The organism is Mesorhizobium sp. M7D.F.Ca.US.005.01.1.1 (genome assembly GCF_003952545.1).
Taxonomy (GTDB): Bacteria; Pseudomonadota; Alphaproteobacteria; order Rhizobiales; family Rhizobiaceae; genus Mesorhizobium; species Mesorhizobium loti.
Genome location: NZ_CP034453.1, coordinates 2,463,915 through 2,483,923 on the forward strand (window position 1 = coordinate 2,463,915; position 20,009 = coordinate 2,483,923).

The 20,009-nt window shown below is 62.0% G+C and carries 21 protein-coding genes and 1 pseudogene; 12 read left to right on the forward strand and 10 right to left on the reverse strand.

Annotated elements, in window-relative coordinates; all coding sequences use genetic code 11:
• Nucleotides 1-12: 12 nt before the first annotated feature.
• The 6 genes and pseudogenes from EJ076_RS11945 to EJ076_RS35770 form a co-directional block, all read right to left on the reverse strand.
• Nucleotides 13-807, reverse strand: coding sequence for an ATP-binding cassette domain-containing protein (locus EJ076_RS11945; RefSeq protein WP_126067964.1), 795 nt, complete (start codon nucleotides 805-807; stop codon nucleotides 13-15).
• Nucleotides 807-1,904 carry an ABC transporter permease gene (locus tag EJ076_RS11950; protein WP_126067965.1) on the reverse strand — a complete coding sequence of 366 codons (1,098 nt, stop codon included), beginning with the start codon at nucleotides 1,902-1,904 and terminating at the stop codon, nucleotides 807-809. The genes EJ076_RS11945 and EJ076_RS11950 overlap by 1 nt, the downstream gene beginning before the upstream one ends.
• A gap of 55 nt (nucleotides 1,905-1,959) precedes the next feature.
• Nucleotides 1,960-2,856 (reverse strand): sugar ABC transporter substrate-binding protein, encoded by an 897-nt coding sequence (locus EJ076_RS11955; RefSeq protein WP_245463024.1) that lies wholly within the window; start codon nucleotides 2,854-2,856, stop codon nucleotides 1,960-1,962.
• A gap of 173 nt (nucleotides 2,857-3,029) precedes the next feature.
• The gene (gene iolE / locus EJ076_RS11960; protein ID WP_126067966.1) at nucleotides 3,030-3,929 is read right to left on the reverse strand and encodes a myo-inosose-2 dehydratase; all 900 of its coding nucleotides are present in this window, start codon (nucleotides 3,927-3,929) and stop codon (nucleotides 3,030-3,032) included.
• Nucleotides 3,926-4,675 carry a hypothetical protein gene (locus tag EJ076_RS11965; RefSeq protein WP_245463123.1) on the reverse strand — a complete coding sequence of 250 codons (750 nt, stop codon included), beginning with the start codon at nucleotides 4,673-4,675 and terminating at the stop codon, nucleotides 3,926-3,928. Before EJ076_RS11965 ends, iolE begins: the two co-directional genes overlap by 4 nt.
• 60 nt (nucleotides 4,676-4,735) lie before the next feature.
• Nucleotides 4,736-5,044, reverse strand: a pseudogene (locus tag EJ076_RS35770) (Gfo/Idh/MocA family oxidoreductase); the annotation flags it as partial.
• Nucleotides 5,045-5,142: 98 nt separating this feature from the next.
• Between EJ076_RS35770 and EJ076_RS11970 the strand changes: the two are divergent.
• Complete coding sequence (locus EJ076_RS11970) at nucleotides 5,143-6,612, forward strand: PLP-dependent aminotransferase family protein (RefSeq protein WP_126067968.1); 1,470 nt, start codon at nucleotides 5,143-5,145, stop codon at nucleotides 6,610-6,612.
• A 117-nt stretch (nucleotides 6,613-6,729) separates the two neighbouring features.
• Here the strand turns inward: EJ076_RS11970 and EJ076_RS11975 are convergent, their stop codons facing one another.
• A complete protein-coding gene (locus tag EJ076_RS11975) occupies nucleotides 6,730-7,407 on the reverse strand; it encodes an MIP family channel protein (protein WP_126067969.1) in 678 nt (225 codons plus the stop codon).
• Between the two features lie 181 nt (nucleotides 7,408-7,588).
• On the opposite strand from EJ076_RS11975, the gene EJ076_RS11980 reads away from it, so the two are divergent.
• The 4 genes from EJ076_RS11980 to guaA all read left to right on the forward strand — a co-directional run bounded on the left by EJ076_RS11980 (nucleotide 7,589) and on the right by guaA (nucleotide 11,765).
• Nucleotides 7,589-8,878: an RsmB/NOP family class I SAM-dependent RNA methyltransferase gene (locus EJ076_RS11980; protein WP_109669948.1), complete on the forward strand. Its 1,290-nt coding sequence runs from the start codon at nucleotides 7,589-7,591 to the stop codon at nucleotides 8,876-8,878.
• A gap of 140 nt (nucleotides 8,879-9,018) precedes the next feature.
• Nucleotides 9,019-9,477, forward strand: coding sequence for a PaaI family thioesterase (locus EJ076_RS11985; RefSeq protein WP_109669946.1), 459 nt, complete (start codon nucleotides 9,019-9,021; stop codon nucleotides 9,475-9,477).
• A gap of 4 nt (nucleotides 9,478-9,481) precedes the next feature.
• The gene (locus EJ076_RS11990) at nucleotides 9,482-10,147 is read left to right on the forward strand and encodes a 5'-methylthioadenosine/S-adenosylhomocysteine nucleosidase (protein WP_126067970.1); all 666 of its coding nucleotides are present in this window, start codon (nucleotides 9,482-9,484) and stop codon (nucleotides 10,145-10,147) included.
• A 55-nt stretch (nucleotides 10,148-10,202) separates the two neighbouring features.
• On the forward strand, nucleotides 10,203-11,765 hold the full coding sequence (gene guaA, locus EJ076_RS11995) for a glutamine-hydrolyzing GMP synthase (protein WP_109669942.1): 1,563 nt from the start codon (nucleotides 10,203-10,205) through the stop codon (nucleotides 11,763-11,765).
• A 409-nt stretch (nucleotides 11,766-12,174) separates the two neighbouring features.
• Here the strand turns inward: guaA and EJ076_RS12000 are convergent, their stop codons facing one another.
• From EJ076_RS12000 to EJ076_RS12010, 3 genes are all read right to left on the reverse strand, one after another.
• Entirely contained in the window at nucleotides 12,175-12,738 is a 564-nt protein-coding gene (locus tag EJ076_RS12000) for a TetR/AcrR family transcriptional regulator (protein WP_126067971.1), read from the reverse strand.
• Nucleotides 12,739-12,756: 18 nt separating this feature from the next.
• A complete protein-coding gene (locus tag EJ076_RS12005) occupies nucleotides 12,757-13,218 on the reverse strand; it encodes a nuclear transport factor 2 family protein (RefSeq protein ID WP_126067972.1) in 462 nt (153 codons plus the stop codon).
• Between the two features lie 639 nt (nucleotides 13,219-13,857).
• Entirely contained in the window at nucleotides 13,858-14,124 is a 267-nt protein-coding gene (locus tag EJ076_RS12010) for a hypothetical protein (protein ID WP_126067973.1), read from the reverse strand.
• 63 nt (nucleotides 14,125-14,187) lie between these two features.
• Here EJ076_RS12010 and EJ076_RS12015 point away from each other — a divergent pair, with 63 nt between their 5' ends.
• From EJ076_RS12015 to EJ076_RS12045, 7 genes are all read left to right on the forward strand, one after another.
• Nucleotides 14,188-15,129: an amino acid ABC transporter permease gene (locus EJ076_RS12015; protein WP_126067974.1), complete on the forward strand. Its 942-nt coding sequence runs from the start codon at nucleotides 14,188-14,190 to the stop codon at nucleotides 15,127-15,129.
• A complete protein-coding gene (locus EJ076_RS12020) occupies nucleotides 15,126-15,890 on the forward strand; it encodes an amino acid ABC transporter ATP-binding protein (RefSeq protein WP_126067975.1) in 765 nt (254 codons plus the stop codon). Before EJ076_RS12015 ends, EJ076_RS12020 begins: the two co-directional genes overlap by 4 nt.
• Nucleotides 15,891-15,942: 52 nt before the next feature.
• Nucleotides 15,943-16,809, forward strand: coding sequence for an ABC transporter substrate-binding protein (locus EJ076_RS12025; protein WP_126067976.1), 867 nt, complete (start codon nucleotides 15,943-15,945; stop codon nucleotides 16,807-16,809).
• A 10-nt stretch (nucleotides 16,810-16,819) separates the two neighbouring features.
• Nucleotides 16,820-17,569, forward strand: a complete 750-nt coding sequence (locus EJ076_RS12030; RefSeq protein WP_126067977.1) for a GntR family transcriptional regulator — start codon at nucleotides 16,820-16,822, stop codon at nucleotides 17,567-17,569.
• A 155-nt stretch (nucleotides 17,570-17,724) separates the two neighbouring features.
• Complete coding sequence (locus tag EJ076_RS12035; RefSeq protein WP_206438793.1) at nucleotides 17,725-18,495, forward strand: BtpA/SgcQ family protein; 771 nt, start codon at nucleotides 17,725-17,727, stop codon at nucleotides 18,493-18,495.
• The gene (locus tag EJ076_RS12040; protein WP_109669923.1) at nucleotides 18,492-19,007 is read left to right on the forward strand and encodes an ureidoglycolate lyase; all 516 of its coding nucleotides are present in this window, start codon (nucleotides 18,492-18,494) and stop codon (nucleotides 19,005-19,007) included. Before EJ076_RS12035 ends, EJ076_RS12040 begins: the two co-directional genes overlap by 4 nt.
• On the forward strand, nucleotides 19,000-19,941 hold the full coding sequence (locus EJ076_RS12045) for a carbohydrate kinase family protein (RefSeq protein WP_126067978.1): 942 nt from the start codon (nucleotides 19,000-19,002) through the stop codon (nucleotides 19,939-19,941). Before EJ076_RS12040 ends, EJ076_RS12045 begins: the two co-directional genes overlap by 8 nt.
• Nucleotides 19,942-20,009 lie beyond the last annotated feature (68 nt).

Below are 20,009 nucleotides of genomic sequence, written 5' to 3' on the forward strand. Positions count from 1 at the left end.
CGGCGGGGCGCCTCAAGCCGGGCTGCTTCTGGCCGCTTTGGTCAGTTCCTGCTCCAGATCGACCAGTTCCTTGCCACCCGCCATCAGATTGAGCAACTGATCACGATCAATTTCGCTTTTTGCGTAAGTGCCAGTGCTTTTGCCGCGCTTCAACAACGTGAAGCGATCGCCAACCACATAGGCGTGATGAACGTTGTGGGAAATGAAGATGACGCCGATGCCGCGCGCCTTGGACTGCACGATGAGCTTCAAAACCACGGACGCCTGATGGACTCCCAGCGCCGATGTCGGCTCATCCAGGATCAGAACCTTGGCGCCGAAGTATACGGCGCGGGCGATAGCCAGGCACTGACGCTCGCCGCCTGAAAGCGTACCGACGGGTTGCTCGGGATCGCGCAACTGGATTCCCATCGCCGCCAACTCGTCATACGCGGTGCGGTTCGCAAACTCGGTGTCAAACTGTCGGATCGGTCCGAACTTTCGCATCGGCTCGCGCCCGAGAAAAAAGTTTCGCGCCACGCTCATCAGCGGCACCAAGGCGAGGTCCTGGTAGACGGTGGCAATGCCGCTGTTGCGCGTATCGGCCGGTGAGGCAAACCGTGCGGGCTTGCCCTGTACGCGGATTTCACCTTCGTCAGGAGTGTAGACGCCGGATAGCGTCTTGATCAGCGTCGACTTACCGGCGCCATTGTCGCCGAGCAGGCAATGCACCTCGCCGGGACATACATCGAAAGACACGTCTTTCAGCGCGACGACCGACCCAAAATACTTGCTGACCGATCTCAGTTCGACATAGGGCTCGGCCATCACCGGCTCCTCATGGCGCGGTTGCGCACATAGCTGTTGAACAGCACCGCGATGACCATCATGGCACCCATGAACAGCTTGAACCAGTCTGTGTCGATGCCGGTGTAAAAGATGCCCATTTGCACCACGCCGAAGATCAATGCCCCGAACATGGCGCCTATGGCCGATCCGTAGCCGCCGGTAAGCAACGTGCCGCCGATGACGACGGCAATGATGGCCTCGAATTCCTTCTGGGTGCCGCGTAGCGTATCGGCCGAGCCCGTGACCAGAACCTGGATCGCCGCAAAGAGCGCAGCGGCCATAGCCGTCATGACGAACAGGGTGATCTTGGTGCGTGCAACCGGCACGCCGAGGTTGCGCGCGGCATTGGCTTCACCTCCCGCAGCGAAGATCCAGTTGCCAAAGCGACTGCGTGTCAGCAACCAGGTACAGGCCAATGTCAATACGATCCACCAGACGATCGACACCGGAATTCCCGATATCGACGGCAGGCCGTCCGCACGCTTGCCAATCAGACCGATGTCCGAAAGCCAAGCGATGGGGCCGGAAAATACCTGTCCCGAGAACAAGCTGTTGAGGGGATCATTCAAGGCCAGTTCGTGCACGCCTGAAACCTGCGTTCGCCCGGATATGCCGCGCGTGAGGCCGAGCGTCAGGCCGCGCAACATGAACAAGCTTCCGAGCGTCACAATGAAGGAGGGCAATCCGGTTCTGACGACGGCGAGCCCGTTAAGCGCGCCGATGCCGCCGCAAACAGCAAAGCAAAACATCAGGGAAAGCCAGATGGGCCAACCCCAGAATACCGAAGGGATGGCGATCAGGATTCCCGCAAACCCGATCATCGAGCCGACCGACAGGTCGAACTCACCCGCGATCATCAAAAGGGCCACGGGCGCAGCGAGAATGCCAAGCTGGGCCGAGACTTCAAGGAAATTGATGATGCCCTTGGCGCTGAAAAGTCCCGTATTTCCCGCGGTGATGGCGAAGAACACAAAGACCAGAACGGTTCCGGCCGCCGCGCCAAGCTCCGGCCTGCTCAGAAGACGGCTCAGGCGGGAGACGGAGCGGACCCGCTCGTCGCGAAGCTCTGCAGTCATGGATGCGTTACCTTCGTCAGTGAAGGCGGCCGGGCTGATGCCCGGCCGCGAACTGTCAACGCTTGCCCAGTTTTGCCAGCTCGATGACCGAGGCGGCGGTATCCTTGGTGACGAAGCCGGGCCCCGTCGGATAGTCGGCGATCGGCATGATCTTGTACTTCTTCCAAAGGTCGAACATGGCGACCGGTATATAGCCCATGGCATATTGCTGGGCGTCGATACCCCATTCCATCTTGCCGGCAACTACGGCCTGCAGGATCGTGGGAGAGAGATCGAATGTGCCGGTTTTCACCTTGCCCGCAAGGCCCATTTCATCGAGCGCGGCCAGCGTCGGTTCGGCACCGCTGGCGCCGACCGCGAGAACGAACTGCGTATCCCCATGGGCAGTCATGTAGGCGATCACGCGGTTTTTCATTTCAGTCGGGTCGATGACGCCATTCATCACCGGAACATCGACACCAAGACCTTTGGCGAAGCCGGCACAGCGGTCATCAAGGCTCGAATTGCCCACTTCATGATTGGCGCAGACTGCCTTGGTGAGGCCGAGCGCCTTGATGCGCTCGCCCGCCATGACGCCCGCCTGGAACTCGTCCTGGCCCATGAACAGCAGGCCGCCAAGGTCATGCGTCAGTTTGGAGCCACCGGAATCGATGACGATGACCGGGATGCCGGCGGCAATGGCATTCTTGACCGGCGCTGACAGAGCCGCTGCGTCGGGGATCGAAACAACCATTCCGTCAGGCTTCGAGGCTGCAATGGCGTCTATCATCTGCGCCATCTTGGCCATGTCGAAGGTTTCGGGCGCCAGATATTCAGCCTTGACCCCCAGGGTCTTGGCCGCGTCGTCCATGCCGTTCTTGACGACCGACCAGTAGGGGTCCCCGCTCTGGCCATGGGTCACAAATACCACGCGCGTATCGTCGGCGGCCGCAAGGCTCGTGGCCGCTGTCATCAGTGTGACGCCGGCCAAAAGGCCGAGCGCAGGCTTTATTAATTTCGCGAGCGAAAACATAGAACCTCCTGTTTGTTTTCCGCCGCCGCAGTTACGGCCGGCAGTCCAGTTGCCCCTTCAGTCCAGTTTCATTCATCAGCACTGGTTCCTTGGAGGCCGCATCGCGGCCTCGATCATTCCATGACGGTAAATCCGGCTCCCCTGGCCATGCGCGAGAGATTTTGGAATCCCATTGTCGCATAGGTCAGCGGGTTGGCCTTGTTGGGATCCTGCTCGGCCTCGACGACCATCCAGCCACTATAGCCGTTGTCGGCAAGCACCCGCAAAATGGCCGGGTAATCGATGAACCCGTCGCCGGGGACCGTGAAGATCCCTTCCATGACCGCGCCCATGAAACTCATGTCGCCTGCGCGGGCACGATCAAGGACGGCTTTGCGCGCGTCCTTGCAATGCACATGCACGACGCGTTTGACATGCGCCTTGATCAAAGCCAGCGGGTCGCCGCCTGAGAAGATCGAATGGCCGGTGTCGTAGAGAAGTCCGACCGCCTCGCCGGTGTGCCGCATCAGCGAGCCCACCTCGGCATCGGTCTCGACGATAGTCCCCATATGGTGATGAAAGGCCATGCGCACGCCGAGATCCGCCATTCTCTCGGCCAGCGCGGTCAGTTTTCTGCCGTAGGCCGGCCATTCCTCAGTGCCAAGAGCCGGGCGCTGCGAGATCGGCCCCCAAATGGCATTGTGGCGCCCTCGCGAGGTGTCTGCATAGACGACATGGGTCGAGCCCATATCCTTCAGAAGCTGGAGATGCGGCGTGATCGCATCCATTTCCGCGCTGACATCCTTCTCGTCGCAACGGCCATCATACCAGCCGGAGATCACGGCAAGTCCATACTGCTCCATGATCGGCTTCAGTTCAGCCGACCGGCGCGGAAACTTGCCGCCAAGCTCGGTGCCGGAATAGCCGGCCTGTTTGGTTTCGCGAAGACAGACCTCGAGTGGCGTATCGCCGCCGAGTTCCGGCACATCGTCGTTGGTCCAGGTGATCGGATTGATGCCGATGCGAACCTTCACGGGCGAACTCCTGATTGCTTGAGTTGGGCAAGGTGATGCCGCGTGAGGCCGACCAGAAGCACCATGTCGCGACGAGCGTGTTCGGCCGTGTTGCGCACTGGCGTGCCTTCGACGATCGCCGACCAAAAACCTTTCAACTCTTCGACAAACGCCTCTTCGTAGCCGCTTCGAATCTCCCGGCTGGAGAGGGTGTGGCCGTCACTTGTGCGCAGGGTCAGGCGCGTCGGCTGGTGGTTGAGATAAGGCGAGGGAAATTCCAGTTCCAGCGAAGCGTCGTCGAAGTAGAGGGTGATGCGCTCGCGGTAGTCGGCTAGTCCCGGTACGGCCAGATGCACCATGTTCCAAAGCGCCTGGCCGTCGAGCAGCCGTACGGCACCCTGGCCGCCTCCGCCCTTGGCAAAAAGCGAGGCACCAACAATTTCGCCGTCCGCGACTCCGAGCGCGTCGAGCAATCCGTGGACGGCGTTCACGTCGTGCACGATCGACGAACAGTAAGCGCCAACGAAGCCGCGAAAGGCGTCGGCGTCGTCTATTCCGGGCAAGGCGCGCTCCACTTGCTCGCGCTGCTTCGCAGCGGTCGAGGCGATCACCATCGCCGCGACGTCTTCCCCCCGGCATGTGGAGTGGTGACGTACGAAGGGCCACGCGTCGGCATCATTGACCTCGACCGAAACGTAGCGAAGCGCTTGCGCCGTGCCCGGCAGCATTTTCAGTGCCGCTTCGTAGCTCGGATCGAAACGCTTCATGTAGCCGACCTGAAGCACCGTTCCGGCGTGGCTCCTGGCGGCGATCAATTCGTCAATGTCCTCGGCGCTGTAGCAAAGCGGCTTTTCGCAGAAGACGTGCAGGCCCCTGGCGAGGGCAGCGAGACTCTGTTCCAGGTGCAACGCATCCGGCGAGGCTATGACTACGGCGTCAAGCGGCATATCAAGAAGCTCATCGAGCTCGGCAAATGTCCTGAGGCCAAACTCCTCTTCGACAAAGGCGCGGACTTTCTGCGACGGATCATAGACCCCGAGGACCTCGAACTGCCGGTGCAACTTGAGCAGATTGGGAATGTGTTCGACCTGGGCAACGCCACCGGCACCGATCACACCCACCCTTATGCATTGCATCGGTCAGCCCCATCTGAACCTGATCGCATTTTTCTTGAGCCTAGGACTGCTTTGGTTCCATTGTTAGAACCAGATCGCTTTGATTTTTTGGAACCACAATGAAGACCAGTTTTCCAATCGACGGCATTTCACTGGATCGCGACAGCCCCGCCAATTTGCATCGGCAGCTCTATGTCCAGTTGCGTGATCTGATCGAGCACCGCGTGTTGCCGAGCGGTCACGCGCTGCCCTCGACACGGGTTATGGCGCGGGATCTGCACGTTGGCCGCAACACCGTGATCGCCGCTTGCGACCAGCTGGCACTGGAAGGCTATCTGGCCATGCGGCCACGCAGGCCCTCGGTAGTGATGGATCTACCAACCCGTTCGGCCGTGCAAGAACATGTCTCGGCAGCGGACGAGAATCCGATATCCTTGCGTGGGCAGACCATGCTCGCCCAACCCTACCATCATGGCCGGCCCGGTATGCTGGCATTTCACCCCGGCATGCCGGACCCGGATAACTTTCCTTTCAACACCTGGTCCAAGCTGCTCAGTCGCCGCGCAAAGTTCGCGCACATCGACCTTTTCGGAACCTATCACGTCAAAGGCTATCCCCCTCTTTGCGAAGCCATAGCTCGCTATCTCACGGCTTCGCGGGGCGTGAAGTGCAGCCCCGAACAGATCGTCGTCACCAATGGTGCCCAGTCGGCGTTCGATCTTCTGGCTCGGCTGCTGATCGATGAAGGCGACACGGTATGGATGGAGGAACCAGGATACTACGGCGCGGGTTCGGCTTTCGTCTCGGCGGGAGCGAAACTGGCCCCGCTGCGGGTGAGTAATGCAGGGTGGGACCTTGATCCACCGCCTGTCATTCCGCGCATGATTTTTGTGACGCCCTCCTGCCATCACCCTCTCGGCATAACCATGCCGATGGAACAGCGGCTCAATCTCCTGCACATGGCCGAGACCTGGCGCTCATGGATCATCGAGGATGACTATGACGGCGAATACCGTTTTCAGGGCCAGCCTATTCCAGCGCTCCAGGGCATCGGCGCGTCAGACCGCGTGGTCTATGTCGGCACCTTCGCCAAGATCCTTTTCCCCGCCATGCGGCTCGGCTTCCTGGTGGTGCCCAAGGCGATCGACCATACGATCGTCTCGGCGCTGAGCGTGACCGGCCAGTTCGCCCCCTTGCTGACCCAGGCCGCGCTGGCCGACTTCATGAATGAGGGGCATTTCACCCGTCACCTCAGGCGCATGCGGCGGCTCTATGCGGAGAGGCGGCAGTTCTTTCTGGAAAGCGCGCAAAGGCATCTCGGCGAATGGCTGGATTTCCACACGACCGAATCCGGCATCCAGGTCGTCGGCATTTTCCGCGACATATGCAGCGACAGGGCGGTCGCCGAGGCGGCGCTCCAGCAGGGCATCAATGTCTCGGCGCTGTCGATCCAGTACCGTCACGGCACGGAGCAAAACGGTCTTGTCATGGGCTTTGCGGCTGCCGATGCGCAGACGACCGAAAAGACTATGCAGAAATTTCGGACCCTGCTGAAAACCTGTTTCTCAAAAACACCTGATCTCGGGTAAAATGCCGAGATTAATCACTGTTTTGAGGCCGAGCTGTTGGCGAGAATTGGATGGGTCTATCGCCAACAAAAAGGCGCGGGCCTGACCCGCGCCTCTCGATGTCCGAGCTTTCGAAGCTCAGTCCTTCTCGAAGATGCGTGCCTTGGCGACGACACCGGCGATGGCGCCGCCGATCAACGGTGCAACGATGAACAGCCAGAGCTGGCCGATCGCCGCAGTTCCCGAAAACAGCGCCGGGCCGATCGAACGGGCCGGATTGAGCGACGTGCCGGTCACCGGGATGATGGCGAAGTGCAACCCTGCGAGCGTCAGGCCGATGACCAGCCCGGCGAACGCCGTCGAGTGCTTTTCAGCCGTGACGCCGAGGATAACCGTGACGAAGGTGAAGGTGCCGATCACTTCCCACAGGAATGCCGAGCTGACACCCCATTTCGTCACGTCCCAGCCATTGGCGCCGAAGCCTGTAGTGTGTCCGCCAACCTGGCCGGAGACGATGATCCACAGCGCCAGCGAAGCAAGGACGCCGCCGATGATCTGCGCGATCCAGTAGGGGATGACGTCCTTGGCCGGCAGCCTGCCGGCAAGGAAAACGCCGAGCGTCACCGCCGGATTGAGATGCGCGCCCGAAATGGGGCCGATCGCATAGGCCGCCGCAATGAGGCCGACGCCGAACGCCAGACCGATGCCTTCCTGGCCGAGCGGCAGCGCACCGCCGAAGCCGCCCGTCACCACAGAAGCCGTACCGATGAACACCAATAGAAATGTGCCTAGAACTTCCGCCAGATAAGTCTTCATTGCCCTCTCCTCGTGTCGATCCGCCGGTCCGCCTTTTCGCGCCGCGAATCACAACCGAAAGAGTATTCGCAACCAGAAAAGTTGGAAAGCAGAGCGGTTGTGCTGGCCGACCTGCTTGTGCGCGCCGGTTGCGCGCTCTAGAGCAGGGCCGGAATAATTTTCTGCGTGACGGAACAAGACCATGCGACTGGGCGGACGGCTGGCTGCGGCCATCGAAGTGCTGGAAGACATCGGCCGGCGCCACCGGCCGGTGGCGGACGCGCTGAAGGATTGGGGCCTGTCGCATCGCTTCGCCGGCGGCGGTGACCGCGCGGCCATAGGCAACATCGTCTATGACGCCTTGCGCCACAAGCGTTCCGCCGGCTGGCTGCTGGGCGAGGACACGCCGCGTGCCATCGGCTTCGGCGCGCTGCTGCTCGAATGGGGCCAGACGGCGCAATCGCTCAACGACGCCCTCGACGGCGACAAGTTCGCACCGCCGCTGCTGACCGCCGCAGAGCTTCAGGCAATTGCCGGGCGCCGGCTTGCCGATGCGCCGGACGCGGTGCGGGCGGATGTTCCTGACTGGTGCGCGCCGCTTTTCGAGCGAGCCTTTGGCCCCACATGGGTCGATGAGGGCGCCGCACTGGCGACACGCCCGCCGCTCGATCTCAGGGTCAACACCTTGCAGGCCAATCGCGACAAGGTGCTGGCCGAACTGACGGGAACCGGGGCGAAACCTGCCGCCATCGCCCCGCACGGCATCCGCATCCCGCCCATCGACGGCGACGGCAGGCACCCGAACGTCCAGGCTGAGCCGGCCTTCCAGAAAGGCTGGTTCGAGGTCCAGGACGAAGGCTCGCAGATCGCGGCCGCCCTTGCCGGGGCCGAAGCCGGGATGCAGGTGCTGGATTTCTGCGCCGGCGCCGGCGGCAAGACGCTGGCATTGTCGGCTTCGATGGACAATCGGGGCCAGATCTTTGCCCACGATGCCGAAAAGGCGCGGCTGGCGCCGATCTTCGACCGCATTCGCCGATCTGAAAACCGCAATGTCCAGATCGTCACCAAGCCGGCCGAACTCGCCCCCCTCGGCAACCACATGGACATCGTGCTGGTCGATGCGCCCTGCACCGGCAGCGGCACCTGGCGGCGCCGTCCCGATGCCAAATGGCGGCTGACGCAAAGACAGCTCGACGCTCGCAAGGGTGAGCAGTCGGCGATCCTCGATGCGGCCAAGGCCTATGTAAAACCGGGCGGCCTGCTGGTCTACATCACCTGCTCGGTTTTCGATGAGGAGAATGGCGAGCAGATCGCGGCCTTCCGGGACCGTAACAACGGTTTTGTCCCGGTCGACCATCGCGCGCTTTGGGACAGCCGTTTTCCCGGCCATGAGGCAGCTGTACGCATCGGTGCCAAAGGCGACATCTCGCTGTCGCCGGCGCTGAGCGGCACCGACGGGTTTTACTTCTGTGCGCTGCGCAGGTCGGCTTAAACCCATTGGATATCGCCAATCCCTGACGGATGTGTGCCGCCAACCGGAAGACGAGGTCGATTGCTGCAGTGCAGCAAAAGCATTTGCCTGCCGCCCATGCCTCTGCAATAAGCTTATCCGCATAAAGGAAGGCAGCGGCCATGGCAGCAAAGATCGTTCCCGCCCCGGACTATGAAGAACGCGTCAGGACCTCCTTCGCGCGCCAGAAAGCGATGGCCACGATCGGCGCCGAACTGACGCTGGTGACGCCCGGCATCATCGAGATCGAGATGCCCTATTCGGCGGCACTCACCCAGCAGCACGGCTTCCTGCATGCCGGCGTCATTTCGACGGCGCTGGACTCGGCCTGCGGCTACGCGGCGTTTTCGCTGATGCCGGAAAACTCCGGCGTGCTGACCATCGAATTCAAGGTCAATCTGCTGGCGCCGGGCCGGGGCGAGCGCTTCCTGTTTCGCGGCTCGGTGACCAAGCCCGGCCGCACCATCATCGTCGCCGACGGCCAGGCCTATGCCTTCGCTGCCGATGGCGAGGCCAAGCTGATCGCCACCATGACCGGGACCATGATGACGGTAGTCGGGCGGGACGGCATAGAAGGGTGATCCTATGGGCAACGTTGCGCGAATAGGAGGCAAGGACGTCCTCTTCGTCATGGCGGCGCAGGCCGAATATGGCCCGCACCTCAAACAGCTGTTCACGCCATTGATGACAGGCGTCGGTCCGGTCGAAGCAGGCGTCAGGCTGGGCGCTGAACTCTCCTGGCTGAAGTCGCAGAAGGCGCTGCCGGACCTCGTCGTGTCGCTTGGCTCAGCCGGCAGCCGCACGCTGGAGCAGACGGAAATCTACCAGGCCGTTTCGGTCAGCTACCGCGACATCGACGCCTCGCCGCTTGGTTTCGAGAAAGGGGCGACGCCGTTTCTCGACCTGCCGGTTACGGTGCCGTTGCCGTTTAGGATTCCTGATGTAAGGGAGGCGACGCTGTCGACCGGCGGCGCGATCATCACCGGTGCGGCCTATGATGCGATCGCCGCCGATATGGTCGATATGGAGACCTTCGCTTGCCTGCGTGCCTGTCAGCTGTTCGGCGTGCCGCTGATCGGCCTGCGCGGCATTTCCGACGGCGCGGCGGATCTCAGGCACGTCGGCGACTGGACCGAGTATCTGCACGTCATAGACGAGAAGCTGGCGGACGCCGTCATGCGGCTCGAACAGGCGATCGGCTCGGGTGTGCTTCGGACGGAACCATCCCGTGAAGATGCCAGACCAGTCTGAAGGTCAGGCCTCGCAACCCATTGCGCCGACTCATTTCTTTCTCTAAACGCTCGCCATGAAAACAGCCAATCATCCCGACACCGTCCTGATTGTCGATTTCGGCAGCCAGTTTACCCAGCTCATCGCCCGCCGCATCCGCGAAGCGGGTGTGTTTTCCGAGATCGTGCCGTTCCAGTCGGCCGAAGCGGCGTTCAAGCGCATCAATCCGAAGGCTGTCATCCTGTCCGGCGGCCCGGCTTCGACCAGCGATATCGGCAGCCCGCGCGCGCCGCAGATCGTCTTCGACGCCGGCGTGCCGGTGCTCGGCATCTGTTATGGCCAGATGGCTATGTGTGTGCAGATGGGTGGCGTCGCCGAAAGCTCCGACCATCGCGAGTTCGGCCGCGCCTTCGTCGAGATCCAAAAGGACAGCCCGCTGTTTGAGGGCCTGTGGGCGCCCGGCCAGCGCCACCAGGTCTGGATGAGCCATGGCGACCGCGTCATCTCCTTGCCCAAGGGATTCGAAGTGTTAGGCAAGTCGGAAGGCTCGCCCTTCGCCATTTTCGGCAATATCGAGCGCAAGATGTACGGCATCATGTTCCACCCCGAGGTGGTGCATACGCCCGATGGTGCCCGGCTGCTGCGCAACTTCGTCCACAACATCGCCGGCATCGAGGGCGATTGGACCATGCGCGCCTATCGTGAGCACGCGGTCGAGACGATCCGCAAGCAGGTCGGCAAGGGCAAGGTCATCTGCGCGCTGTCGGGTGGCGTCGATTCCTCCGTCGCGGCGCTGTTGATCCACGAGGCGGTCGGCGACCAGCTGACCTGCATCCTTGTCGACCACGGCCTGATGCGCAAGGACGAGGCCGCGGGCGTGGTGGCGATGTTCCGCCAGCACTACAATTTGCCGCTGATCCTGGTCGATGCCTCTGACAAGTTCATCTCGGCGCTGGAAGGCGAGGCCGACCCCGAGAAGAAGCGCAAGACCATCGGCAGGCTGTTCATCGAGGTGTTCGAGGAAGAGGCCAAGAAGCTCGGCGGCGCCGACTTCCTGGCGCAAGGCACGCTCTATCCCGACGTCATCGAAAGCGTCTCCTTCACCGGCGGACCCTCGGTGACGATCAAGTCGCACCACAATGTCGGCGGCCTGCCCGCGCGGATGAACATGCAGTTGGTCGAGCCGCTGCGCGAACTGTTCAAGGACGAGGTGAGGGCGCTCGGCAAGGAGCTCGGCCTGCCCGAAAGCTTCATTGGCCGCCATCCGTTCCCCGGCCCCGGTCTTGCCATCCGCTGCCCCGGCGGCATCACCCGCGAAAAGCTGGAGATCCTGCGTGAGGCCGACGCCATCTATCTCGACGAGATCCGCAAGGCCGGCCTCTACGACGCCATCTGGCAGGCCTTTGCCGTGCTGCTGCCGGTGCAGACGGTCGGCGTGATGGGCGACGGCCGCACCTACGAGTTCGTCTGCGCGCTGCGCGCCGTCACCTCGGTCGATGGCATGACGGCGGATTTCTATCACTACGACATGACGTTCCTCGGCGCCGCCGCCACCCGCATCATCAACGAAGTCCGCGGCATCAACCGCGTCGTCTACGACGTAACCTCGAAGCCGCCGGGAACAATCGAGTGGGAATGATTCAAGCCTACTCAAACGCCGCCGAGAACACGCCAATGTGCGACGTAACGTACTGAAAACAAAAATAAATCCTTTCAAGGACAATCAGTGACAATCGGCAGATTGGCTTCGACGGACCGCTTGACGGGACCTTCCCCATATTGCCCACCCGAATTTTTCTAAGTACCGTCGGAGCCAATGAGGCCCGTGACGGTGCTTTTTATGCCATTAAGGCATTGAAGAGAAAAGGAATTTCCTGCCACGACGCCTCGAAATTGTATTGACGGTACTTTTCAGGAGGCAATGGTTATGCTGACGGACGCCGCCCTCAAGGCGTTGAAACCAAAAGAGAAAATCTACACGAGGGATCGGCGCCGCGCGCGTCGCCAGCAGCCCGAGAAGGATGGCGATAGGCGTCGCTCCGATAGGTTCAACGGCCTTCGCCGGGCCGCAAGCGGGATTTGAGCCGCACGATTGTTCGGGCAAATAGGCTCTCGTCCGCGGTCGCGCGTGCGAGCACGAGAGCGCCCTGGATTCCCAGCACGACATCCTCGGCGCTCTCCCCGGCGGCGGCGGGACCCCATCCTTGCCGGATTAGAGCGTCGCGCAAAGCCGCGATCCACTGGATGAAATATCCTGAAATCCGATCGGCAAACCGATCGCGCGTACCATCGAGGGCAAAGGCGCCCACGAGGCAAATGCGTCCACCCGAGCGGAAGTAGGAATCAACGGCGTCCCACATACGCGCAATGGCAGCGCCAGGTGGCTCGCTGCGCAGTGGCTCGAAGACATGGCGCTCAAACCAGGCACCAACATCCTCCAGTACCGCGTTCGCCATCTCCTCCTTACCGCCCGGGAAGAAGTGATAGAGGCTGCCCTTGCCCATGCCGGTCCTTTCGGTGATCCGGCTCAACGATGTCCCCTCGTAGCCAAACTCCCGGAAGACTTCGGCTACGAGGGGAATGACGTCTGGGCGCTGGTTGAGCGTCCGCATGCGATTAGCCTCGCTGCATTAGAGGCCCAGGTCAGAGAGCCCCGGGTGATCGTCCGGTCGCCGGCCGAGAGGCCAATGGAACTTGCGATCCGCTTCCTTGATCGGAAGGTCATTGATGCAGGCGAACCGTCGCTGCATCAAGCCTGCGGCATCATATTCCCAGTTCTCGTTGCCGTAAGAGCGGAACCAGTTGCCGCTGTCGTCGTGCCATTCATAGGCGTAGCTGACGGCGATCCGATTGTCATTAAAGGCCCAGAGTTCCTTGATCAGGCGGTAATCGAGTTCCTTTGCCCATTTCCGGGTGAGGAAGGCCACGATCTCGGCGCGACCGCCGGTGAATTCGGCCCGGTTCCGCCAGCGGCTGTCCGGGGTGTAGGCCTTAGACACCTTTTCAGGGTCACGGCTGTTCCATCCATCTTCCGCAAGGCGGACCTTCTGCGTTGCGCTTTCGAGGGTGAAAGGTGGGGCGATCATGCTCATTCGCGTTTTTCCTGTACCGGTTAATCCATCGTGGGTTGAACGGTACAGGGCGAACGGCTATCTCGCGCATTGTACCGATAGGTACAAAATAAACCGATCGGTACAACAATGTCAACGCCCCGTTGGCGTTGGTTGTCCGTAGGGTCGGGCCTCTATAACAAGCCGACGACGAGGTGCAGCGCCGCCACATGATGCAGGAGTGGTCGGACATGTGGGCGCGTGGGAGGGAAGGACGTAAGCGCAGCCTCGAGACTATGTCGACGAGCTTCGTCGCGCCCGTCCGATGTCGACTAAGGTGGCTGACGTCGCGAAGAAGGTCCTGAAGCGGGTGGACTGGCTGATGCCTCTGGAGCCGTTTACGGTTCCGTTGCGGCTTCGACCTGTGAAAGGGACAAATCTAGCGCATTTGCGAGTGCTGCTTTTTCATATTGCCTTCTAAAGGCGCGCCATTTGGGGGTGCGGCAGGTCGCAACTGGCCAGATTGTTCGGATGCAACGACACACTCCCCGTGCCCTCGTTTCTTGGAACATTTCTTAGCGGAGTTCGGTCGATCCCCGCCTCAATCCTGGCGGAGTCGACAGCATCTGAGTCTGAACAGCTTAAATACTAGCTGTTATACTCAGTATGCTCTGAAACAGCTTATTTTCTAGCCATTTTTGCTGTCTGTTCGTCCGGAACCTCCATCACGTGGATCGTCTTTCCCTCGCAAAGCGAGCCCACTCCGGCTTGCCATTCCCCGAGCATCCTTTCGCCGACCTGAGGGAAATCCTCGAGACGCGAAACCATCGTCCGGAATTCCGGTTCATGGCTATAGGCCGCGCCATAGACCGACCTGACCACTTCGGGATCAGGCCGCAATAACGCCTCTGGCTCCGTCAGGATCTGCTCAGTGCCGATTGACTTCACGAGCGATCCGGTTAAAAGTTGTACACCTAACCCTACAAATAACAAGAGCGGGAATAGAGTTTGATGATACTCCAACGTGCCTCCGGCGCGGTGCGCGTCGATGTCGGGGCGCTCAATCAGCGTAGCTACAGGATCGTGCGGCTGAAGCATGTGGGGCGCTGGATTGGGGCGCTTGTCGTGGTCGCGGCACTTGCGCTGCTGGTGCAGGCTTTCGCGCATGGGCAGATCCATTGGGCGACGGTGGGAGAGTTCCTGACCGCCGGCGTCATTGTGCGCGGTTTTGGCAACACGCTGCTGATTTCGTTCTTCGCCATGATCATCGGCGTGTCGCTGGGCACCCTGTTTGCCATCATGCGGCTGTCGGCCAATCCGGTCACCCGCTTCGTCGCCTGGCTCTATGTTTGGGTGTTCCGGGGCACGCCGGTGATGCTGCAGCTTTTGATCTGGTTCAACATCGCGCTGGTGTTCCCGCGGCTGGTCATTCCCGGCCTCTATGAGGCGCGCATGGTCGATGTCGTCACGCCTTTCGTCGCAGCACTGCTCGGGCTCGGCATCAATGAGGGCGCCTATATGACCGAGGTGGTGCGCGGCGGCATCTCGTCGGTCGACCACGGCCAGACGGAAGCCGCCAAGACGCTGGGCATGTCCCGCTTTCAGACGCTGCGGCGCATCATCTTGCCGCAGGCCATGCGGCTGATCATTCCGGTGATGGGCAATTCGGCGATCGGCATGCTGAAATTCTCCTCGCTCGCCGCCGCCATCTCGATGGGCGAGATGCTGAACGCGGCGCAGCAGATCTATTTCATCAATGGCGCGGTCATCGAACTGCTGTTCGTCTGCGGCATCTGGTACCTCGCCGGCACCACCGTGCTCAGCATCGTCCAGTATTACATCGAGCAGCATTTCGGGCGCGGCGTGGCCGGCACGCCGGCGAAATTCTCCTTCCGCCTGCCGTTCAGGAGCAACACGCCCCTGTCGGGCGGCGTCGAGGAGTTCAAGGCATGACCACCATCGTCAAGGCCATCAATGTCCGCAAGAGTTTCGGCGCGCACCAGGTGCTGCGCGGCGTCGACTTCGAGGTCGAAAACGGCGAGGTGCTGTGCATCCTCGGGCCTTCCGGCGGCGGCAAGAGCACGCTTTTGCGCTGCATCAACCATCTGGAGGACCTTAATGACGGCGTCATCTGGGTGGACGGCGAGATCATCGGCTACGAGCTCAAAGGCAGCACGCTGCACGAACTGCCGCCGCGCCTGCTGCGCATGCAGCAGCGCGAGATCGGCATGGTGTTCCAGCACTTCAACCTGTTTCCGCACATGACGGCGCTGGAAAACGTCATCGAAGGGCCGGTCACCGTGCGCAAGGAGCCGAAGGCGCAAGCCGAGGCGCGCGGGCGGGAACTGCTGACCTCCGTCGGGCTCGCCGACCATTGCGGCGCCTATCCGGTGCAGCTTTCGGGCGGCCAGAAGCAGCGCGTGGCGATCGCGCGCTCGCTGGCCATGAAGCCGAAGATCATGCTGTTCGACGAGCCGACCTCGGCGCTCGACCCGGAGCTGGTCGGCGAGGTGCTGGACGTGATGCGCGCGCTCGCCGCCACTGGCACGACAATGATCGTCGTCACCCACGAGATCGCCTTCGCCCGCGATGTCGCCGACCGCGTCGCGATCATGGTCGACGGCGAGATCCGTGAAATGGGCCCGCCGGCCGAGGTGCTGGCCAATCCCAAGGACCCAAGGGTGCGCAGCTTCCTCAGCCGCGTGCTCTCCTGAACGACCCCCCACCCTCTTTCCGCAATATCTTCAAAACAGCAAGGAGCCTGAAATGACGACTTCCACCGCCGCGACCATCTCGCGGATTCTCGCCTGCGCCATGGTTTCGCTGGGCGTGCTGGCATCCGCCGCCTCCGCCGGCACTGACGATAAACTGCGTGCAATGCTGCCGGCCAAGGTGCGCGACAGCGGCGCACTGAACATCGCCATCAGCCTTGCCTATCCGCCGATGGAATATTCGGACGCTGGCTCCACCGATCTCAAGGGCGCCGACATCGACATGGCCAAGGAAGTCGCGGACCGTCTCGGGCTGAAGCCGAACTTCCAGAACGTCGAGTTTCCACAGCTGATCACCTCGGTGACCACCGGCCGCGCCGACATGATCTGGACCGCGTTTTCCGATCTGACCGAGCGTCAGACGCAGCTTGATTTCATCGACTATTTCCAGACCGGCAACCAGCTCTATTCGATGGTGAAGAACCAGGAGACCATCAAGTCGGTCAAGGACCTCTGCGGCAAGGCCGTCGCGGTAGCCACCGGCACAAGCTGGGTGGGCCTGGTCGAGCGCGTCGGCAAGGAAACCTGCACGCAAAGCTCGCCGCTGACCGTGTTGCAGCTGCCGACCGAGGCCGAGCACATCTTGCAGATGAAGCAGGATCGCGCGCAGGCCTCGATCATGGGTTTCGAGGGCATCCTCGAACTGCAGAAACAGAAGCCGGGCGAGTTCTATACGATCGGCGATCTGCTCGAGCCCGGCCACTATGGCATTGCTTTTGCCAAAGACTCTGGCGATCTGCTGAAGGCGGTCAAGGCAACGCTGGAGGCCATGAAGGTTGACGGCACCTATGTCGCGATCCTCGACCGTTATGGACTAAAGAACGCCGCGGTGTCGGAATTCACCGTCAACGCCGGCAGGTAAGGGGCGCCTGATGGCTGACTTGATCGTTCTTGATCCGCACGCACCGATTCCGCTGTACACGCAGCTCTACCGGATCCTGCGGCTGCGGATTCTCGAAGGGCAGTACGCGGAAGGGGATGCCATCCCCTCCGAGAACGTGCTGCGCGACGAGCACGGCATCACCAGGAGCACTGTCCGCAAGGCCATCGCGCTCTTGGTGAACGAGGGGCTGGTGCGCCAGTTTCGCGGCAAGGGGACGATCGTCAGCTACGCGCCGATCAACAACAGCGTCTGGAACTTTGGCGGCTTCACCGACTATTCGCGGGCGCGCGGCCAGCGCCCCGTCACTTCCTTGCTGGAGCAGGCAACGGAGGACGGGGCGAACGGGCCGGTGCTGAAGCTGGTGCGTGCCCGCGGCATCGCCGTCGAGGACGTGACGCTGTTCCTCAACCTCGACACGTCCTGGCTGTCGCTGAAGCGCTATCCCGGTCTCGACATCTTCGATTTCGAGAAACAGTCGCTCTACCAGGTGCTGCGCGACCATTACGGGGTCTCGCCGGCCCGCTCGGAACTGACGCTATCGGTGGTGGCGCCTTCCGCGCTGACCACAAAAGTGTTCGGCGACGGACTCGACGTGCCTGGCTTTCTCTGCGCCACCGGCGACGTGTTCAGCAGCATCGACGAGCTGGTGGAAAGAACCTCCGTCATCTACTCGCCGACGCTGGAAATGCGCGTCGGTACCTCGTGGAGCACGGGCAACGGCCAGCCGCCGGGCGCCTGATTACGCAGGGCGCGCCGCTGCCAGACAGAATCAGGCGGCGCGCTTAAATCCTTGTTTTGACATGCGTCATCGCGCCCGGCCGGTCGGCGATCCTGGGAGGAGGATATGCGGGGCAGCGACAAAAATTCACCATCTCAGCTTGATTGGAAATTGCCTTGGACTCCCGCTTCGAACAGACCTTCGCCACGCCCAAACCCATTCTCGGCATGCTGCACCTGACCGGCGCGACGCCGGCCGAGCGGCTCGACATTGCGCGGTGTGAAGCCGAAATCCTGCTAGCCAACGGCGTCGACGGCGTCATCGTCGAAAACTATTTTGGCGACAAGGACGATGTCCGCCGCGTGCTGGAATGGCTGGAGGCGCGCCAGCCGGACGCGCTGGTCGGGCTCAACGTGCTGCGCGATCATCATCTGGCGTTCGAGCTCGCCCGCCAGTTCCGCGTCGACTTCATCCAGATGGATTCGGTCGCCGGCCACCTGCGCTCGGACGAGGATGCGGATTTCGCCGCTGAGCTGAAGCAGCTACGTGAAGGCGTGAAGGCCCTGCTGCTGGGCGGCGTGCGGTTCAAGTACCAGCCGGTCAATTCCGGCCGCACCGAGGAGGAAGATTTGCAACTGGGCATGCAACGCTGCGATGCCTTTGTCGTCACCAGCGACGCCACCGGCCAGGAGACCGACCCCGACAAGGTCCGGCGTTTTCGCGCGCTGACGGGCGGCCATTTCCCGCTGCTGATCGGCGCGGGACTGACCGCCGCCAATGCCGCGGACCAGCTGGCGCTCGCCGATGGTGCGATTGTCGGCAGTTTCTTCAAGGATAGTTATGTCGACACCGGCATCGTCGACGAGGATCATGTCCGCGAATTGATGGGTGTCGTCGCGGGCATTCGCCATCAGCCGGTGGCCGTGAGAGCGGGAGCGGGCACATGACGATCAGCATCAGCGCCATGCCGGTCCGCGAAGCGGATTTCTCCGCCTACGGAACGGTCCATTCGTTGGCGGCTCCCGGCACGCCTGCGAGCGAGGTAGGGCTGGTGCGTTCTTCGGGCCTCGGCTGGACGGACACCTACACAGCGGCGCCGCTACTGAGCACCACTGGCAGCCTCGGCTACACGCTGGGCGAGGGCGGGCCGTTCGACACCGTCAAGATGGAGCGCCATCTCGACACGCAGGAAGCGCTGTTCTGTGCTGCCAAACCCATCGTGCTGGCGGTGGCCGCAGCTACGGAAGCAGCGCGACCAAAGGCCGGGGATATCCGCGCCTTTATCATTGAACCGGGCACGGTCGTGGTCATGCATAAGGGCACCTGGCACGATGCCTGCCGGGGCATCGACGAGCCGACGCATTACTACTGGATGGCGACGTGCGGCGGCGGCTCCGTCTGGGTCGATATCGAGGGCGGGCCGGTGCATGTGACAGCGGCGGGCCGCTTCGATGCCTGAGGCAAGAACCGCCTTCTTTATCGGGGATGTCGCTCTCGACGACTATTTCACCGCCGAGCGCTGGCCCGACATTGCCGACAAGGCCTTGGTCCGGGAGGCGAAGAGCTATGTTGGCGGTATGATCGCCAACGCGGCGAGCGTCCATGCCGGGCTTGGTGGGCGCACGGAATTCATCTCGCTGCTCAACGACAGCCAGTTGTCCGCGCGGCTGTGCATGGCGCTGAACGAGACCGGCGTTTCGACACGGCATATGCTGCATGATCCGTCGCTGGCGGATTCGCGCAATCTGATCTTCCTGGTCGGCGACGAGCATGTGGTTCTGATCATCGAGATGGGCAACCAGCCGATGCAGCTGACGCCCGAAGCGCTGGCCGGCCTGCGCACGCCCGGCTACCTCTATATGAGCCTTGGCCGCACGAAGCGGCTGCGGGCCGAGGGGCTGCAGGGTAGGGAACTGCTGGCGGATTTCCGCCGCCATGGCCGCAAGCTGATCCTCGATCTCGACGTCGACGGTTTTTCGGCTGGCGATCTTGATTACCTGCACGGCGCGGATGTGCTGATCATGAACCAGATCGGCTTCGGCCACGCCTTCGGCGACATCGATCTCGCCGGCATGAATGCGTGGATGCGGAAGCATCAGGTCGGCATGGTCATCCGCACGCTGGCCGCCGCCGGCGCGGAGGCGTTCGATGGGCAAGGCCGCATCGAGGTCCGGGGCTACAAGGTTCCCGTCATCGACGTGACCGGCGCCGGTGACACGTTTGGCGGCGCGCTGACCTATGCGCTCGGCGAAAACCTCAGCGTGCCCGAGGCGCTGGAACTGGCCATCGCTGCCGCCTCGCGTGCGGTCGCAATCGAGGGGCCGCAAGGCGGCGTCGCCTCGCTGGAAACGATCAAGCGGTTCCGAGCGGAGTTCGCGCAGAAGCGGAGCTAGTCTAGATGTTTGATCCCAGGCTTTGATTGGGCATCCTTGTCTTCCGAAAAGCGAAGGGCGCATTTTAC

Excerpts from the sequence above, each read along its gene's own strand:
- EJ076_RS12015 (WP_126067974.1), top strand. The coding sequence starts at position 14,188 with ATGATACTCCAACGTGCCTCCGGCGCGGTGCGCGTCGATGTCGGGGCG.
- EJ076_RS11980 (WP_109669948.1), top strand. The coding sequence starts at position 7,589 with ATGCGACTGGGCGGACGGCTGGCTGCGGCCATCGAAGTGCTGGAAGAC.
- EJ076_RS11965 (WP_245463123.1), bottom strand. The coding sequence starts at position 4,675 with ATGAAGCGTTTCGATCCGAGCTACGAAGCGGCACTGAAAATGCTGCCG.
- EJ076_RS12020 (WP_126067975.1), top strand. The coding sequence starts at position 15,126 with ATGACCACCATCGTCAAGGCCATCAATGTCCGCAAGAGTTTCGGCGCG.
- EJ076_RS12040 (WP_109669923.1), top strand. The coding sequence starts at position 18,492 with ATGACGATCAGCATCAGCGCCATGCCGGTCCGCGAAGCGGATTTCTCC.
- guaA (WP_109669942.1), top strand. The coding sequence starts at position 10,203 with ATGAAAACAGCCAATCATCCCGACACCGTCCTGATTGTCGATTTCGGC.
- EJ076_RS11975 (WP_126067969.1), bottom strand. The coding sequence starts at position 7,407 with ATGAAGACTTATCTGGCGGAAGTTCTAGGCACATTTCTATTGGTGTTC.
- EJ076_RS11985 (WP_109669946.1), top strand. The coding sequence starts at position 9,019 with ATGGCAGCAAAGATCGTTCCCGCCCCGGACTATGAAGAACGCGTCAGG.
- EJ076_RS12000 (WP_126067971.1), bottom strand. The coding sequence starts at position 12,738 with ATGCGGACGCTCAACCAGCGCCCAGACGTCATTCCCCTCGTAGCCGAA.
- EJ076_RS11970 (WP_126067968.1), top strand. The coding sequence starts at position 5,143 with ATGAAGACCAGTTTTCCAATCGACGGCATTTCACTGGATCGCGACAGC.
- EJ076_RS11990 (WP_126067970.1), top strand. The coding sequence starts at position 9,482 with ATGGGCAACGTTGCGCGAATAGGAGGCAAGGACGTCCTCTTCGTCATG.
- EJ076_RS11950 (WP_126067965.1), bottom strand. The coding sequence starts at position 1,904 with ATGACTGCAGAGCTTCGCGACGAGCGGGTCCGCTCCGTCTCCCGCCTG.
- EJ076_RS11945 (WP_126067964.1), bottom strand. The coding sequence starts at position 807 with ATGGCCGAGCCCTATGTCGAACTGAGATCGGTCAGCAAGTATTTTGGG.
- EJ076_RS11955 (WP_245463024.1), bottom strand. The coding sequence starts at position 2,856 with ATGACAGCGGCCACGAGCCTTGCGGCCGCCGACGATACGCGCGTGGTA.
- EJ076_RS12025 (WP_126067976.1), top strand. The coding sequence starts at position 15,943 with ATGACGACTTCCACCGCCGCGACCATCTCGCGGATTCTCGCCTGCGCC.
- EJ076_RS12045 (WP_126067978.1), top strand. The coding sequence starts at position 19,000 with ATGCCTGAGGCAAGAACCGCCTTCTTTATCGGGGATGTCGCTCTCGAC.
- EJ076_RS12030 (WP_126067977.1), top strand. The coding sequence starts at position 16,820 with ATGGCTGACTTGATCGTTCTTGATCCGCACGCACCGATTCCGCTGTAC.
- EJ076_RS12005 (WP_126067972.1), bottom strand. The coding sequence starts at position 13,218 with ATGAGCATGATCGCCCCACCTTTCACCCTCGAAAGCGCAACGCAGAAG.